Genomic DNA, 16,555 nt, shown 5'->3' with positions numbered 1-16,555 from the left:
TGCCTCGGGGAAACCGCTCGAAGACCGCAGATACGAGGAGACCCCCGATCCGCCGTGCGGATCGGGGGTCTCGTCTGCTTTCTCAACCAAGCGTCGGGGTGGCGGGATTCGAACCCACGACCTCTTCGTCCCGAACGAAGCGCGCTACCAAGCTGCGCCACACCCCGTGTGTAGCCTGCAATAGCGTACAACGAACGTCATCGAACTGGTAAATCGTATGGTCAACGGCATTTTCGCCCAGAGGCCGGTCAGGGGACGTCACCGGCCTGCCACCGGTCGCCGATCACTGGTAGGAGATGAACCACGGCACCGGCCGCACCCGCATCGTTCGGCGCGGCGAGAACATCGGGCTGTCCTCGCGGTAGAAGTTCTTCCACCCCGTCCACGCGCCGGGCGGCAGCCCGTCGACGATGCGGCGCCACGTCTCCAGCTTCACCGGCGGTGTGCCGTGGCCGTCCGCGTGGACGACGACCGCCAACTCGGGATGCCGGGTGTCGATGCGGCTCCGATCACCGAGCATGTCGGCGTCGAACTGGTGCAGGACGAAAGCCTTCTGCGGCAGCCCGTGGGCGCGCACCAGTCCCGACAGCCACGCCGAGACCCGGTTGACCTCCTCGGGCGCCACCGAACCGATCTGCGTGAGATGCACCTGGTCCGCCCGGAGCCGCCACTCGGGGTCCAACGCCAACCCGACATGCGGCTGAGTGAGCAGCCCCTCGTACCGCTTCGCCTGCGCGAGGAAGTCGGTGCGACCGGGCTGCAGATCCAGTGTCACGTACACGCCCGCGGCCGCGGCGGCGTCCACCCACGGCCGGACCGCCTCCGGATCGAGCATCGTGCTGTAGGCGCCGTCCGGCCCCGGATCCGACGAGGCGACGCTGACGATGATCTCGAACCCGGGAACCACGGGAACCGGTGAGACCCCGTCGTACTCCGCGGCCACCCGCTCGGCTCGGGCGACGGACTCCTCGATGCTCTGCCGACCGAGCGGCCCCAACTCGGGCGCGCCCGGCGAACCGTACAGTGCCACCACCCGACGGCCCGGGAACATGATCTGACCGCCGCCGGGGAGTTCCGGCACGCTCCTGGCGAGGCCGATCCGCTCACGCAACAGCCGCTCATCGGCGAAAGCCGCACCGACCGCACGCACCGGGGCGTCCGGAGACGACCTGAGCGACTCGACGGCGCTCCCCGAACTCCGGGGGTCCGCAGTCGGCAGGACCTCCGTCCGTGCGCCGGCGGCCTCCGCCGTCGCGACCGCATCGGCACCGGGATCGACGAGCAGCACGACGGCGGCATCGCCGGCGGGTTCACGCGCACCGTCGTCCCCGGCCGCACCGAGGTCACCGGGATCGGAGGTGCTCGGCACCCCGAGATCGGGCACCTCGCCGATCGTCAGAACACGGTCGACACCCAGCCTGGCGAGCTCCGACCGCACGGCGCCCATCGACGTCGGATCCACGTGAAACATCGGCACGCCCCGTGTCCGCGCGGCCTGCGCTCCCCCGCCGATCGCCGCACCGTCGGCACCACCGCCGACCACGACCGCCGCCGGGGCGGAGTCGAACAGGGTCCGACTCACCAGCACCGCATCGGGAACCCCGCGCTCGGCGACCACCTCCAGTCCCGAACCCGGCGAGGTCGCCCGCGGTTCGGCCGACGAGCCGACGAGGGCCGCCGAACTCGTCGCGACCAGGGCGACGACGATCACGACGACGAGGCCGGCGATCGAACGCCGACGCCCCGCCGCCGGTCGGGTCATTCCTCGTCCGAGGCGTACGACTCCGCGAACGACACGCGAGGCGTGACGAGCGCCGCGTAGACGGCGAGACCGAGATGACTCAACGCGGCCACCGCGAAGGCGACCGCCGCGACGATCATCACCACCCAGATCACGACGACCGTCGCATCGTCCGATCCACGCAACACCAGCACCCCGGCCGTCGCCAGGAACGCCGTGAGCAGCGACCACGCCGCCGAGCGGCAGTGCGGCCCGATCACCGAGCTGTAGAACAGCCGCTGGTACATCCGGACCTCGAACTCCTCGACGGCCGCTCTCCGCACGGCGTCGTCGCCCGCCGCCGAACGCAGCGCGGCGGCCAACTCGGCGTCGCGCGCCAACTGCGACGACTCCGACTGGCGGTACCTGACATATGCGATTGTCGCGACGGTGGCGGCCACAAGGACGGCGGCCATCGCGACGAGAGCCCAGCTATTCACGAGACATCACCGTACCGGGCGTGGCGGGCCCACGGGTTTCACACGCGCGAAGTCACGGTGTGCGCGATGTTCCCGCGGGTGGCCTTCGAGTACGGGCAGAAACCGTGTGCGGCCTGTGCGAGCTCCGCCGCCTGCGCGGTGTCGAGGCCGGGGAGGTACACCTCGATGTCGGCGGTGAGCCCGAAACCGTCGTCCGCGTCGTCCTTGCCGATGCCGACGGTCACCGTCACCGACGCGTCGTCGGGCACCGCGGCACCCGCGTTCTTCGCGACGAGGCGCAGGGCCCCCATGAAGCACGCGGCGTACCCGGCCGAGAACAGTTCCTCGGGATTGCTGCCGTCGCCCCCGCCGCCCATCTCGGTCGGCGGCGCGAGCTGAAGATCGATCCGGCCGGTCTCGGACGCCACTGCGCCGTCCCGTCCTCCCCCGGTTGAGGTGGACGAGATCCGGTAGACGGGGCTCACTGCCATGACTTTCTCCTTCGATTCGATCCTCGGTGGACGGTCGTGCCGCGCCCCCGCTCGAACGGTCGGTCGGGCACGCTGCGCCCCAACCTACCCGCCGTGACGACCCGCCTCAGGCTCTCCGGAAGGGCCGGATGGTCATCGACGGCGGCAACCACGCCGAGACGACCCCGCGCATGGTGACGATCACCGAGAGCACCAGGGCACCGCACTGCACCCACGCCGCGATCCGCGCGAACGCCGGCAGTTCGGGATAGGCGAACAGCAGGTCGGCTCCGACGATCACGAACAGGACCGTCACGACCACGACCGCCGCATAGATGCTGCGGAGGTTCCGACTGTGCGACGAGGCGATCGCCCGCAGCAGCGGATACGTCACCAGCGTCACGAGCGGGATCCCGATGAGGAGCGCCGGAATCCAGAACGACGCCAGCGACTCCGCCTTCTCCGTCGGATCGACGCCCTTCATCTCGGTCAGTCCCGGCAGCAGACGGTCCACCATCAGCCGCTCCACCGTCCCCAACTCGACGAATCCGTAGATCATCCACGTCAGGCACGCCACCGCGGCGACCGCCCACAGCACGGGAGCGTGTCGGGTCAGCGCCGCGGGGGCCGGCCCCGGGTCCACGGGGCGACTCGGATACCGGTTGCGGTGGTCGGCGTCCTTCGAGCGTCTCGCGATCTCCGCCATGTCCTCGGCGTCGAGTTCGGCCTGCGTCGGGATCCGGTCCGGCTCTCCGGATTCTCCGGGAATCGTCATGTCATCGATCCTGGCACATCTCGACGGCCGCGACCCCGGCCCGCCGCTTCCAGACCGTCGCCCCCGGCCCGTCGTCCCCGGACCGTCACCGTCCCGTGCGGCGTCCCGGTGCGACCTTCAGCATGCGGGTCACCGTGCCCTGCCACAACGTCCCGTCGGGCGCGATCATGCCGGTGAGCTGGAGCGGCTCGTCGACGGGCGCCGCGCCGACACGCTCGGTGACGATGCGCCGACCCGTCGCGAAGTCGATCGCCACATAGTTCACCGGCCCCGACTGTTGAACGCCGCCGCGGTACGGACCGTACGCCAGTCCGTGGATCATCCCGTCGGCCCGGGACAGCCGCGGCAGCGTCGCCATCCGGTCGGTCCGCGTCTCCCAGACGCGAGAACACCGGCCGTCGGTCACGTCGACCCGGGTCATCCCACCGCGGAACGGTGCCGACGCGGGTACGCTCGGGCCGCCGCTCGTGGCGATCGGCGGGTACACGAACCCGTAGGTGCTGGGGATCACCAGGCTGTTCCCCCACGCCATCGGCGAGTTCTCCGTGCCCTGCCTCGGGGCCCGGAACGCCTTCATCCGACAGACCTGCGAGCCGTCGTCGGCGCGGTAGACGATCAGCTCGGGCACCGCCGCACTGTCGACGATCGCCACCCAGGCGTCGCCTCCCGGTCCGAAATAGGTCGGCGTGGTGCCCGACCCCCAGGTGAGCTGCCCCGGTTTGCGCGCCTTCCCGCGGTCGTACGAGCGCCGCCACACCGTGTGCGGGACGCCGTCGTCACCCGCTCGCATCTCGTAAAGCGCGTGCGTGCTCAGCACCGACGCACCGCCGCGACGGATCGTGAGACCGTTGCCGAGCCGCTCACCGCGCGGCAACCGGGTGGCGCCGACCCGCCCCGCCGCATCGACGGTCCCGACCACCCCGTGGGTGGTGGCGAACCACGTCCGCCCCTGATAGTCCGGCGCCAAACCGGTGACGCCGTCACCCCGCAGGTGTCGCGAGATGTCGGTGCGGGCGTCGACGCGCAACCGCCACCCGTCGGCCGTCCGATGCTTGCCGACGCGGACGATCGAGCCCGTGCCGTCGGCGACCACCACGCGGTCGCGGGCGTCGAGGAAGCCGTAGACCCCGCCGAACAGGTCGCCCTTGGCCAGCGGAAGCTTCGCCAGCACTCGCGCCGTCTTGGGGTGGAACAAGGTGACCACCGGGACGGCCACGTCCACGCCGGCCACCCCCGACGCGCCGCGCCGCGGCGTCCGCTCCACATAGGCGGTGCACAGCGACATCGGATAACCGTCGCCGGTGACGAAGGTCGCCGCGCACACGCCGCCGGGCACCGACGAGCCGGCCAGGTGCGCTCCGCGGCCCGGCCCCGGGAAGGCGGTGCTGTCACTCGACTCGGGGTCGCCGTGCATCATCGACGTCCACTCGGGTCCGGACGCCGGCACAGCAGGGCTCGCCACGGCCGCCGTTGCCGGAACCGTGGCGAGCCCGAGTACTGCGGCGAGAAGCGCGGTCGTCACGCGCTGCGTGAGAGTCATGCACCCGAGTCGATCACACGGGTGACACTCCGCGCGGCGATTACGCCGTCGACGACACTTACTTGCTCAGGTTGTCGATGATGAACGACGTCGCGGGCAGCAACTGGAACATCATCGGCAGCCCGTGGTTCAACACCATGCCCGGCAGGATCGGCGGCGTGTAGTCGTTCGCCAACCGGACCGGCGCACCCTGCTTCTTCCAGTCGCGGTACAGCTGGACCACCTGGCCGTGCGGGATCACGTCGTCGTTGAGCCCGGTGGAGATGAGGACCGGAGCGTTCGGCTTCGACCCGCCGATGCGCTGATCGGCGAGCATCTCCTGGATCTCCGGGTACTTCTTGACGACGGCGGCCAACGACTTCCCGCTCTTGGTCAGCGCGGTGGTCGGCTGGAACCCGTGGGTCAGCGCGGTGTCGGCGATGCACTGCGTCGAGACCTGCTTGAGCGTCCGCTTGCCCTCGGTGTTGGTCTCCTTGCGCAGGATCGGGTTCAACGCGGGGTAGCGGGCGGCCAGACCGTTGATGGCGTAGCCGATCGCACCGGAGATGAACGTGCCGTCGATCTGCGTGATGACCTTGCTCAGGTCGGCCGGCGGCGCCCCGGCGTAGGTGGCCTTGACGTTGAGCTTCGGCGCGTACGTCTGCGCGAGTTCGGCGGCCGACGCCACCGCCCCGCCGCCCTGCGAGTAGCCCGAGAACGCGACCGGCGCATCGGCCGGCGCCTCGGCGACACGGAGCGCGGCGCGCGCAGCGTCGAGGACGGCGTGCCCCGATTCGAGGCGATTGACGTACGTGTGGATGCCCGGGGTGCCCAGACCGATGTAGTCGGTCATCACCACGCGGACGCCGTTGAGCAGGAAGAGGTTCATCTCCAAACCGGAGTAGTTGACGCCGAGACTCGGCTTGGTCGGGTCGATCGACATCGGCAGCGAAAGCATCTTCGAGCCCGCACACTGGTCACCCTGGCCGACGGTTCCCGGTGCGAGAACCACGGTGGGCCGCGGTCCGCGTCCGCGCCACGGCGCCGTCGGCTCGACGACCGTGCCGGTGACGGCCGTCGGCGTGCCGTCCTGTCTGGTCGACGTGTACATGATGCGCGTGGCGCTGCCCGGCCACTGGCCCCGGACGCCCGGGATCTGCAGGAGCAGTTCGGTCGGCTGGCTGCGGATCACGTCGCCCGGCGTGGACGAGAACGACGCCGGTGGCGTGTAGAAGCTCGCGGCCTGCGCGGGCGCGGGAGCGGCGATGAGCCCCGCACCGGCGACCGCGCCGGTCACGGCGAGGACGGCGAGCCGCCGGACTGGTGAGATGGAACCCCGAATTTTTCTCATGCGAGTAACGTACGGCACAGATTTGCCGTCATGTCAGTCGGGGCTCACCTCGTCGCGACCGGTCGTCCACCGGCCGCGACGAGAGTCGTCAAACGAGCAGTTCCGCGATCTGAATGGTGTTCAGGGCGGCGCCCTTGCGGAGGTTGTCGCCCGAGACGAACAACGCCAGCCCGCGACCGTCCGGGGCACCCGGGTCCTGCCGGATCCGGCCCACCAGCGACACGTCGCCGCCGGCGGCGTCCAACGGATTCGGCACGTCGACCACCGAGACCCCCGGCGCACCGCCGAGGATCGCCCGCGCCTCGTCGGGAGTCACCGACTCCGCGAACTCGGCGTTGATCGACAGCGAGTGCCCGGTGAACACCGGAACGCGCACGCACGTGCCGCTCACCAGGAGGTCCGGCAGTTCCAGGATCTTGCGCGACTCGTTGCGCAGCTTCTGATCCTCGTCCGTCTCCCCCGAACCGTCGTCGACGACACCGCCGGCCACCGGGACGACGTTGAAGGCGATCGGCGCCACATAGTTGATCAGCTCCCCCAGGTCGACGGCGTGACCGTCGTGCACGAGCTGCTCCGCGTCGTCGATGCCCGCGCGCAGCTGACCGGCCAGCTCCTGTACGCCCGACAGACCGCTGCCCGACACCGCCTGGTAGCTGGAGATGACCAACCGACGCAGTCCCTTCGCGTCGTGCAGGGGCTTGAGCACCGGCATCGCGGCCATGGTCGTGCAGTTCGGGTTCGCGATGATCCCCTTCGGCGGGTTCTTCGCGAGTTCGCCGTTCACTTCGGCGACCACGAGCGGCACATCGGGATCCTTGCGCCAGGCCGACGAATTGTCGATCACCGTGACGCCGGCCTCCGCGAACCGCGGAGCCTGCACCTTCGACATCGTGCCGCCCGCCGAGAACACCGCGATGTCCAGACCCGAGGGGTCCGCGACGGTCGCATCCTCCACCTCGATCTCACCGCCGCGCCACGGCAGCTTCTTGCCCGCCGACCGCGGGGATGCGAAGAAGCGGATCTCATCGGCCGGGAAGTCCCGCTCCTCGAGCAGCTTCCGCATGACGGCGCCGACCTGTCCGGTCGCGCCGACGACTCCGAGACGAACTCCCATTGCTCTACCGTCCTGTTCCGCCGTAGACGACGGCGTCCTCGTCACCGCTCAGATCGAACGCCTCGTGCAACACCTGCACGGCGTGATCGAGATCCGTCTCGCGCACGAGCACCGAGATCCGGATCTCCGAGGTGGAGATCAACTCGATGTTGATGCCCGCGTCGCTGAGCGATTCACAGAAGGTCGCGGTGACGCCCGGATGGCTCTTCATCCCGGCGCCGACCAGCGACACCTTGCCGATATTGTCGTCGAGCACCACTTCGTGGAACCCGATCTCGTCCTTGAGCTTGCCGAGTTCGGCGATCGCCACCTCGCCGAGCTCCTTGGGCAGCGTGAACGTGATGTCGGTCTTGCCTGTCTCGACCGCCGAGACGCCCTGCAGGACCATGTCGATGTTGATCTCGGCGTCGGCGACCGCCCGGAACACCTTGGCCGCGTAGCCGGGCTTGTCTTCGATCCCGACGACCGTGACCTGAGCCTCGCTGCGGTCGTGGGCGACGCCGGTGAGGATTGCTTCTTCCACTGGAATGTCCTCCATCGATCCGGACACCATGGTGCCGGTCTTGTTCGAGTACGACGAGCGCACATGGACGGGAGTGTTGTAGCGGCGCGCGTACTCGACGCAGCGCAGCATGAGGATCTTGGTGCCGCAGGCCGCCATCTCGAGCATCTCCTCGAACGAGATGTGATCGAGATGCCGGGCGCTCGGCACGATGCGGGGATCGGCCGTGTAGACGCCGTCGACGTCGGTGTAGATCTCGCAGACATCGGCTTCGAGAGCCGCAGCGAGCGCGACGGCGGTCGTGTCCGACCCGCCGCGACCGAGGGTCGTGACGTCCTTCGTGTCCTGCGAGACACCCTGGAATCCGGCGACGAGAACGATCTTCCCGTCGTCGAGGGCGCTGCGGACCCGTCCCGGGGTCACGTCGATGATCTTCGCCTTGCCATGACTGCTCGTCGTGATGACACCGGCCTGAGAGCCGGTGAACGACTGAGCCTCTTCACCGAGCGTATCGATCGCCATGGCGACGAGAGCGTTCGAGATCCGCTCGCCGGCGGTGAGGAGCATGTCCATCTCACGGGCCGGCGGATGCTCGGTGACCTGCTGAGCGAGATCGAGCATCTCGTCGGTGGTGTCGCCCATCGCGGACACCACCACTACGACGTCGTTGCCGGCACGCTTGGTCTCGACGATCCGTTCGGCGACCCGGCGGATGCGTTCGGCATCCGAGACCGAGGAACCGCCGTACTTCTGGACGACCAGTGCCACGTCGTGCAACCTTCCTTATACCTAGGGGGTGGGGACTTGCGCGCGCTTCACCTTACCTGGACGGCGCTGCGCCTCCCATTCGAGTGAGCAGCGCCATGCGCCCCCGTAGGATCTGTTCCGATGACTACCGCCCGCCTCTCGGACGCGGTCGCGACCCGCGTTCGAGACCACCGTTTCGCGTTGCAGTGCATCGGCGTCTTCCTGGCGGTTCGCGCGGTCGGACTGGCGATCCTCGCCTGGCTCGCGGCCGTCCACCACACCACGTTGACCTGGTCGTTGACCCTGTGGGACGGCGAGTGGATGCTCGGCATCGCGCGCTACGGCTACGCGGGCGTACCCGCCACCTTCGCCGACGCCAACGGAGTCCACACCGACGACACCGCGTACGCGTTCTTCCCCGGCTATCCGATGCTGGTGCGGGCCGTCGCCTTCCTCCCCGGCATGGACGAGACGGCGGCCGCCATGACCATCAACGTCGTGGCCGGCGCAGCCGCCGCGGTCGCGATCGGCCGGCTCGGCGTCCTGTGCGCCACCCGGGTGCGCCCCGCCGTGCGACTGCCCGCACCCGACGCCCCGCGCGCCGGCCTCCTCCTGGTGGTCCTGTTCGCCGCCACGCCGATGTCCGTCGTCCTCAACATGGCGTACACCGAAGCCCTCTTCTGCGCCGTCGCCGCGTGGGCACTCGTCGGGGTGCTCGACCACCGGTGGATCCTGGCCGGATGCTGTGCACTGGGGGCCGGACTCGTGCGGCCCACCGGGATCGCGGTCATCGCCACCGTGATGCTCGCGGCGCTCGTCGCGCGCCGCGACGGACCTCGCGCCTGGATCGCCGCGGCGCTCGCCCCCGTCGGCTACCTGTCGTATCTGGCCGTGGTGTGGGCGCGGACGGGTTCACCGACCGGATGGTTCCGCATCCAGACCGAGGGGTGGAACACCACCGTCGACTTCGGCCGCGCCACGTGGAGCTTCCTCGCCGACACCTTCGGCTACGCCGGCGACTTCGCATCCGTCGCGACAGCGCTGGTGATCGTCACCGTCCCGTTCCTGCTGCTCTGGTCCGCGATCGACCGCGTCCCCTGGCCGATCCTCCTGTTCGGTGTCGGCGTGGTCGCGTCGATCCTCCTGTCCGACGGGCTCATGCTCAGCCGCATCCGCCTGCTGCTCCCCGCATTCGTCATCCTGATCCCGATCGCCCTCCGACTGGCTCACAGACCCCGCGGTGAAGTGATCCCGGTGTCGGTCGCGCTCACGCTCTTCTCCGGCTGGTTCGGCGCGCATATGCTGACGGTGTTCGGGTACGCCATCTGAGGCGCCGCCACCCCGACGACACCCGCTCATCGTCACAGGAGTCCCCATGTCCGCGGCCCCCGCCTTCGGCGCCTCGCGGGTCCCCGACGCGGACCGCAGAACGTGGTTCGGGCTGCTCGTGCTGATGCTTCCCGTCCTGCTCGTCTCGATGGACTTCTCGGTGCTGTACCTGGCGATCCCGACGATCACCGACGCGATCGATCCGACGGCCACAGAACAGCTCTGGATCCTCGACATCTACGGCTTCCTCATCGCGGGCCTGCTGATCACGATGGGCAACATCGGCGACCGGATCGGCCGCCGCCGCATCCTGCTGACCGGCGCCGCCGTCTTCTGCGGCGCCTCCGTCCTCGCGGCGTTCGCCCCGAACGCCGCACTGCTCATCGCGGCCCGCGCGCTCATGGGCGTCGGCGGGGCGACGCTGATGCCCGCGAGCCTGTCGCTCCTGGCGAGCATGTTCCCGCCGCATCAGCGCGGCCGGGCGATCGGCGTGTGGACGGCTGCCTTCGCCGGCGGCGCCGCACTGGGACCGGTGGTCGGCGGCATTCTGCTGCACCACTTCTGGTGGGGAGTCGTCTTCCTCATCAACGTTCCGGTTCTGGCCGTCCTGTTCGCCCTGGCGCCCCTCCTCCTGCCCGAGTACCGGGCGTCGTCGACCGAACCGTTCGACGTCCTCGGCGTGGTGCTGTCGATGGCGGGCATCCTTCCCGTGGTCTACGCGGTGAAGACGTTCGCCGCGTCGGGACCGTCGACGTCCGTCGTGGTGGCCGCCGCCCTCGGCGTGGCCGCGTTCGTCACATTCCTGCGCCACGAATCCCGGTGTGCGGCACCGCTGGTCGATCTCAGCCTCTTCCGGAACCCGGCCCTGTGCGCGGCCTTGGCCGTCGCCCTGGTCGGGATGATGGCGCAGGGCGGCATCGCCTACCTCTCCAACGTCTACCTGCAGTCGGTTCTCGAGTACGACGTCCTGTCCGCCGCGTTCGCCGGCCTCCCGATGGCCGTCACCGTGGCCGTGTTCTCGGTGAGCGCCGACCGCGTCGCGCGACGCTTCGGCGTGCGCTGGACGCTGTCCGGGTCGGTGCTCCTCGCCGCCGCCGCGACCCTCGGCTTCCTCACCCTCGACGCCGACACCGGGCTCTGGGTGTTCCTGGTCCTGACCGCCGCCGCCGGCATCGGCTACGGCATCCAGTTCGCCCTCGTCAGCGACGTGGTCGTCGGTGCCGCACCGCCCGAGAAGTCCGGCGCCGCGTCGGGCATCTCCGAAACGTGCTTCGAACTCGGCACGGCACTGGGGCTCGCGCTCCTGGGGTCGATCGCGACGGCTGTCTTCCGGTCGCGTGGACGGGACGCCGGCGTCGCCGACTCCCTCGGCGAGACCCTCAAACAGGCGCGGGCCGACGGCGTGCCGGGCGAGGCCCTCGCCGACGCGGCACGCGCCGCCTTCGTCGACGGCATGCACGTCGCCGCCGCTGCCGGCGGCATCGGCCTGGCGATCCTCGCCGGGGTGGTGGTGGTCGCCGTCGCCGACCGGCACACGCGCACCGTCGACTCGGCCGAGGGCGTCGACCTCCCCGACGCCTGACCCTGGGACGCCTGACCCTGGGACGCCTGACCCTGGGATGTGAGCGGGCACGCATCCGGTGTTATGCTCGCTGTTATGCAGCGCGCGCTCCTCCTCGGTTGCCGCGGCGGGGTCTGATTCGACCGGCCCTCCGTCGCGGGGCCACATCACGCGCCGGTCAACCCCATCTTTTCTGATCAGGAGATTGACCACTCATGGCACCAGCAGACGCCTTCGCCTCCGGACCGAGCCGCATCGTCGAGCCGACCGGGCCCATCCCCGACGGACAGCCGTCGTGGAATCCGCAGCGCAACTCCGCGATGCCCAACCATCGCTACCGCAGCTTCGCCGACGAGGTGGAGCAGATCTCCCTGCCCGACCGCACGTGGCCCGACACCGTGATCGACCGTGCCCCGCTGTGGTGCGCCGTCGACCTGCGCGACGGCAACCAGGCGCTCATCGATCCGATGAGCCCCGCCCGCAAGCGCCGCATGTTCGACCTGCTGGTCCGCATGGGATACAAGGAGATCGAGGTCGGCTTCCCGTCCGCGAGCCAGACCGACTTCGACTTCGTCCGCGAGATCATCGACGAGGGCGCCATCCCCGACGACGTCACCATCCAGGTGCTGACGCAGGCGCGGCCCGAACTCATCACTCGCACGTACGAGGCGTGCGCCGGCGCCCAGAACGTGATCGTGCACTTCTACAACTCCACCTCGATCCTCCAGCGCCGCGTGGTGTTCCGGGCCGACAAGGATGCGATCACCAAGATCGCCACCGACGCCGCGACACTGTGCCTGGCCGAGGAGCAGAACTACCCCGACACCAACTGGCGCTACCAGTACTCCCCCGAGAGCTACACGGGCACCGAATTGAGCTTCGCCAAGGAGGTGTGCGACGCCGTGTCGGCGATCATCGCTCCCACCCCCGAGAAGCCGATGATCATCAACCTGCCGGCGACCGTCGAGATGGCGACGCCCAACGTGTACGCCGACTCGATCGAGTGGATGAGCCGCAACCTGGCACGTCGCGATTCGATCATCCTGAGCCTGCACCCGCACAACGATCGCGGCGAGGGCGTCGCGGCCGCCGAGCTGGGGTACATGGCCGGCGCCGACCGCATCGAGGGCTGCCTGTTCGGCAACGGTGAGCGGACCGGCAACGTCTGCCTGGTGACCCTGGGCATGAACATGTTCAGCCGCGGTGTCGACCCGCAGATCAACTTCGCCGACATCGACGAGATCCGACGCACCGTCGAATACTGCAACCAGTTGAACGTCCCCGAACGCCACCCGTACGGCGGCGATCTGGTCTACACCGCGTTCTCCGGAAGCCACCAGGACGCCATCAACAAGGGCCTCGACCAGATGAAGATCGACGCCGACGCGGCCGATCAGGACATGGACGACATCCTGTGGCAGGTCCCGTACCTGCCGATCGACCCCAAGGACGTCGGACGCAGCTACGAGGCCGTCATCCGCGTGAACAGCCAGTCCGGCAAGGGCGGCGTCTCGTACATCATGAAGGCCGATCACGGTCTGGACCTGCCGCGTCGCCTGCAGATCGAGTTCAGCCAGGAGATCCAGAAGATCACCGACGGCGAGGGCGGCGAGGTCAACCCGAAGGCCATGTGGGACGTCTTCGCCCAGGAGTACCTGGAGCCGGTGTCGCCGCTGGAGCGGATGCGTCAGCGCGTCGACGCCGCCGAGGAGGACGACGGCGTCGACCACATCACGGCCGTGGTCAAGATCGACGGTGTCGAGAAGGAGATCTCCGGATCGGGCAACGGTCCGCTGGCCGCCTTCGTCGACGCACTCGGGACCGTCGGCTACGACGTGCGGGTCCTGGACTACGCCGAGCACGCCCTGACCGCGGGTGACGACGCGAGCGCCGTGAGCTACGTGGAGGCCGAGATCGACGGCGAGACGGTGTGGGGTGCGGGCATCGCCCCGTCGATCACGACCGCGAGCCTGCGGGCCGTCGTCTCGGCGGTCAACCGTGCCTTCCGCGCGGAGAAGCCCGTCGAGGAGGCGGCCGAGGGCGCTCGCACCTGGGCCCCCTGATCGGCTCGCCGACCCCGGAATCGGTCGAACTGCGCGGCCGCCTCTGCCAGGCTGGGAGATGAGCCCCACGAGGAGAGGAAGTGGTGAGGATGTCGATCAACGCGCCAATCGTCGTCGCGGTCGACGGATCGGAGCAGGCCCTCGCGGCAGTGCGGTGGGCCACGACGGCCGCGGCACGGCATCGCCGACCCCTGCGGATCGTGAGCGCGATGCCGCCGTTCGCCCCGCAGTTCACCCTGTCGGCGCTCTCGTTGGAGGACGCCGCCGTGCGGGCCGCACGGAAGTTCGCCGAGGAGTCGATCACGACGGCCGGTGAGATGGCCGCCGAGATCGCACCCGACCTGCAGATCACCGGCGCGATCCTCGAGGGGAAACCCGCCCTCGTGCTGCGCGACGTGTCGAGCCGCGCCCACATGCTGGTGGTCGGGCGGCGCGGACTCAGCGGCGTCCGCGGACTGTTGATGGGGTCGGTGAGCACCGACGCCGCGGCCCACGCCGACTGCCCCGTCGTCGTGGTGACCGGAGACGACTACCGCCCCGACGGGCCGGTCGTCGTCGGCGTCGACGGCTCCCCCGTCTCCACCGCCGCCATCGCGGAGGCCTTCCGGCAGGCGTCCGTCCGCGACACGCGGCTGATCGCCGTGCACACCTACGGGGGATTCTCCGAGGCCGCGTTCTACAGCGACGACATCGACCGCGTCCTCACCCAACTGCGCGAGGAGGCCGCCGAGGCACTCGGTTCACAACTCGCCGGGTATCGGGAGGAGCACCCGGATGTGACGGTGGAACCCGTCGTCCGCGAGGGCGGTGCCGCCGAGTCCATCCGGGAACTGTCCCACGACGCCCAACTGGTGGTCATGGGGAGTCGCGGGCGCGGCGGGTTCCGCGGCCTCGTCCTCGGTTCCACCAGCCAGGCGGTGCTGCACGTGGCGCACTGCCCGGTGATGGTGGTCCACTCGGCGTGACGGTCGCGGCGCGGTGGTCGCCGCGTCAGCGAGACGCGAGCCCGTGAGCCACGGCTTCGCCCATCCTGGTGACGACGTCCTGCGCCTCGGGGCTGAGCATCGCCATGTTGATGAATCCATGGATCATCGACCCGGCGCGTTCGACGGTGACCGGGACGCCCGCGGACCGCAGTGCATCGGCGTATTCGATGCCCTCGTCGCGCAGCGGGTCGAAGCCCGCCACGACGACGTGCGCGGGGGCCAGACCCGACAGGTCGTCGGCGAGCAGCGGTGACACCCTCGGATCGGACAGTTCGTCGGGCGACGCCAGATAGGTGTCACGAAAGTAGTCGATCTGCGCGGCGGTCAGGAAGTAGCCGTCGGCGAACTCATCGACCGAGCTGCGGCGCTGCGACATGTCGACGACCGGGTAGATGAGCAGTTGGAATGCCGGGGGAACGTCGTCGCCGCGAGTCTGCTGCGCCACGACGGCCGCGAGGTTGCCGCCCGCCGAGTCGCCCGCGACGGCGATCGCCCGCGGGTCGAGTCCCCATGACTCGGCCCGGTCGACGGCGAAGCGGAAGGCCGCGACGGCGTCGTCGACGGCGGCGGGAAAGAGATGCTCGGGCGCCATGCGGTAGTCCACCGACAGGACGTCCGCTCCGGAGGCGACGGCCAGTGCGCGGGCGGGCGAGTCGTGACTGGCACGGCTGCCGACGACGAAACCGCCGCCGTGGTAGAAGACGATCAGGCCGCGACCGGCGTCGCCGCCGTCCGGACCGTTCACGCTGTATCGGGTCGCGGGCAGCGGTCCGGCATCGGTGTCGATGAGGAGGTCTTCCTCCACGGCGAAGGGGGCGAAATCCTGGGCCATCATCGTGCTGTTCAGGTCGAGCGCCTTGCGCGATCCGGGCACCGAATCACCCATCAGCGCCATCCCGGGGACGTGCGCCGACGCCGCGGCGACGAGCGCCATCTCCGGTGCCAGGCGTTCGCCGTCGGCGTTCACCGAGGTGAGGGTCCGGGCCGCGGACCGCAGCGGACCCGGGACCTTCGCGGTGCCCTTCAGCACCGATCGCTGGATCCGGAACCACAGTGGCAGGTGTACTTCTGTTGCGCGACTCACACCGGCGAACCTATCACCGGTCGATGGAATGGTCACCCGTCGGCGGGCCGCCGGCGGACGCCGTGAAGCCCGATGGAGGTCAGCACCCACGCGGTGACGACGATGCCCACCGGGATTCCGGGAAAGAGGACGAAGAGCCCGAACCCCGCCGTGCACACGTCGGGGGCGGTGTACTCGGGGTCGGGATGCTCGGGGTCGGGGAGACAGTCCGCGGTCGCCACGACGGCGGCGAAGACGGCCCAGAAGGCGGCGCCCGCGGCCCAGGCCACCGCGAACGGCACCGTCGCCGCCGCACTCGGCCCCGACCGCCGCAGCAGTGCGGCGCTCACCGCCAGTGCCGCGCACGACACCGCGGCGATCGCGGCGGAGATCGTCGTCCACACCGGGATGTCGCGCCCCGCGCCCGCCGGGTACAGGAAGATCGCGATCGTCAGCCAGGGTGCCGACAGTGCCGCGGCCAGGTGGCAGGCGCGCCACCCCGGGTGCGTGGAAGGGATCACGGTCCGGGCCTCGGACCGGGTCGGCGGACCTTGCGGTTGTCGACGAACGCGGCGGCCGCCACGAGGAGGACTGCGGCGAAGGGCAGGGACGCGGTCACCGGGCGACGACCCGACCACGGGATCGCGGACCCCGCGGCGACGCAGACGAATACCGCCGCGGCACCCAGGTAGACGATCCCGAGGATCGTATAAGCGCCATGGCAGATGGCACCGGGCCACGCGCCGATGACGAGGAGCGGTGTGGCGAAGGCGGCCCACACATGCGCGTCCCGCCACGTCATCGCGTCCCCCTCCTGACCGCCGACTCCCTGTGACCGCCGACTCCCTGTGATCGCCGGCTCCCCTCGTCCGGCAT

The 16,555-nt window shown here is 69.9% G+C and carries 15 protein-coding genes and 1 tRNA gene; 4 read left to right on the top strand and 12 right to left on the bottom strand.

The genetic code is table 11. The features are described from left to right. Positions 1–93: 93 nt before the first annotated feature. From G528_RS0115530 to G528_RS0115490, 9 genes are all read right to left on the bottom strand, one after another. Positions 94–167, bottom strand: a tRNA-Pro gene (locus tag G528_RS0115530). 116 nt (positions 168–283) lie between these two features. After that, positions 284–1,762: a hypothetical protein gene (locus G528_RS0115525; RefSeq protein WP_026919754.1), complete on the bottom strand. Its 1,479-nt coding sequence runs from the start codon at positions 1,760–1,762 to the stop codon at positions 284–286. Then, on the bottom strand, positions 1,759–2,220 hold the full coding sequence (locus G528_RS0115520; RefSeq protein WP_026919753.1) for a hypothetical protein: 462 nt from the start codon (positions 2,218–2,220) through the stop codon (positions 1,759–1,761). The genes G528_RS0115525 and G528_RS0115520 overlap by 4 nt, the downstream gene beginning before the upstream one ends. Positions 2,221–2,258: 38 nt before the next feature. Continuing rightward, complete coding sequence (locus tag G528_RS0115515; RefSeq protein ID WP_026919752.1) at positions 2,259–2,690, bottom strand: organic hydroperoxide resistance protein; 432 nt, start codon at positions 2,688–2,690, stop codon at positions 2,259–2,261. Positions 2,691–2,796: 106 nt separating this feature from the next. Then, positions 2,797–3,444: a hypothetical protein gene (locus G528_RS0115510; RefSeq protein WP_026919751.1), complete on the bottom strand. Its 648-nt coding sequence runs from the start codon at positions 3,442–3,444 to the stop codon at positions 2,797–2,799. Positions 3,445–3,529: 85 nt separating this feature from the next. Then, entirely contained in the window at positions 3,530–4,984 is a 1,455-nt protein-coding gene (locus G528_RS17890; RefSeq protein ID WP_035720333.1) for a hypothetical protein, read from the bottom strand. A 58-nt stretch (positions 4,985–5,042) separates the two neighbouring features. Continuing rightward, positions 5,043–6,314, bottom strand: coding sequence for a lipase family protein (locus G528_RS0115500; RefSeq protein ID WP_026919750.1), 1,272 nt, complete (start codon positions 6,312–6,314; stop codon positions 5,043–5,045). An 88-nt stretch (positions 6,315–6,402) separates the two neighbouring features. Then, the gene (locus tag G528_RS0115495; RefSeq protein WP_026919749.1) at positions 6,403–7,428 is read right to left on the bottom strand and encodes an aspartate-semialdehyde dehydrogenase; all 1,026 of its coding nucleotides are present in this window, start codon (positions 7,426–7,428) and stop codon (positions 6,403–6,405) included. Between the two features lie 4 nt (positions 7,429–7,432). Next, positions 7,433–8,698 (bottom strand): aspartate kinase, encoded by a 1,266-nt coding sequence (locus G528_RS0115490; RefSeq protein ID WP_026919748.1) that lies wholly within the window; start codon positions 8,696–8,698, stop codon positions 7,433–7,435. A gap of 120 nt (positions 8,699–8,818) precedes the next feature. Between G528_RS0115490 and G528_RS0115485 the strand changes: the two genes are divergently transcribed. The 4 genes from G528_RS0115485 to G528_RS0115470 all read left to right on the top strand — a co-directional run bounded on the left by G528_RS0115485 (position 8,819) and on the right by G528_RS0115470 (position 14,595). Beyond that, on the top strand, positions 8,819–10,006 hold the full coding sequence (locus G528_RS0115485) for a hypothetical protein (RefSeq protein WP_026919747.1): 1,188 nt from the start codon (positions 8,819–8,821) through the stop codon (positions 10,004–10,006). A gap of 46 nt (positions 10,007–10,052) precedes the next feature. Then, positions 10,053–11,588 carry an MFS transporter gene (locus G528_RS17885; protein ID WP_051198895.1) on the top strand — a complete coding sequence of 512 codons (1,536 nt, stop codon included), beginning with the start codon at positions 10,053–10,055 and terminating at the stop codon, positions 11,586–11,588. A 194-nt stretch (positions 11,589–11,782) separates the two neighbouring features. Then, on the top strand, positions 11,783–13,630 hold the full coding sequence (gene leuA / locus G528_RS0115475; protein ID WP_026919746.1) for a 2-isopropylmalate synthase: 1,848 nt from the start codon (positions 11,783–11,785) through the stop codon (positions 13,628–13,630). Positions 13,631–13,719: 89 nt separating this feature from the next. Next, positions 13,720–14,595: a universal stress protein gene (locus G528_RS0115470; protein WP_026919745.1), complete on the top strand. Its 876-nt coding sequence runs from the start codon at positions 13,720–13,722 to the stop codon at positions 14,593–14,595. A gap of 25 nt (positions 14,596–14,620) precedes the next feature. Here the strand turns inward: G528_RS0115470 and G528_RS0115465 are convergent, their stop codons facing one another. The 3 genes from G528_RS0115465 to G528_RS0115455 are packed head-to-tail and all read right to left on the bottom strand — an operon-like array spanning position 14,621 to position 16,481. After that, positions 14,621–15,700, bottom strand: coding sequence for an alpha/beta hydrolase (locus G528_RS0115465; protein ID WP_026919744.1), 1,080 nt, complete (start codon positions 15,698–15,700; stop codon positions 14,621–14,623). 32 nt (positions 15,701–15,732) lie between these two features. Beyond that, positions 15,733–16,200 carry a hypothetical protein gene (locus tag G528_RS18095; RefSeq protein ID WP_051198894.1) on the bottom strand — a complete coding sequence of 156 codons (468 nt, stop codon included), beginning with the start codon at positions 16,198–16,200 and terminating at the stop codon, positions 15,733–15,735. Next, positions 16,197–16,481 (bottom strand): hypothetical protein, encoded by a 285-nt coding sequence (locus tag G528_RS0115455; RefSeq protein WP_026919743.1) that lies wholly within the window; start codon positions 16,479–16,481, stop codon positions 16,197–16,199. The genes G528_RS18095 and G528_RS0115455 overlap by 4 nt, the downstream gene beginning before the upstream one ends. Positions 16,482–16,555: the final 74 nt, after the last annotated feature.

The sequence above is a fragment of the Gordonia shandongensis DSM 45094 genome (genome assembly GCF_000423025.1).
GTDB lineage: Bacteria > Actinomycetota > Actinomycetes > Mycobacteriales > Mycobacteriaceae > Gordonia > Gordonia shandongensis.
Note: the sequence above shows the minus strand (reverse complement) of the source record. Positions and strands in the feature narration are given on the sequence as shown.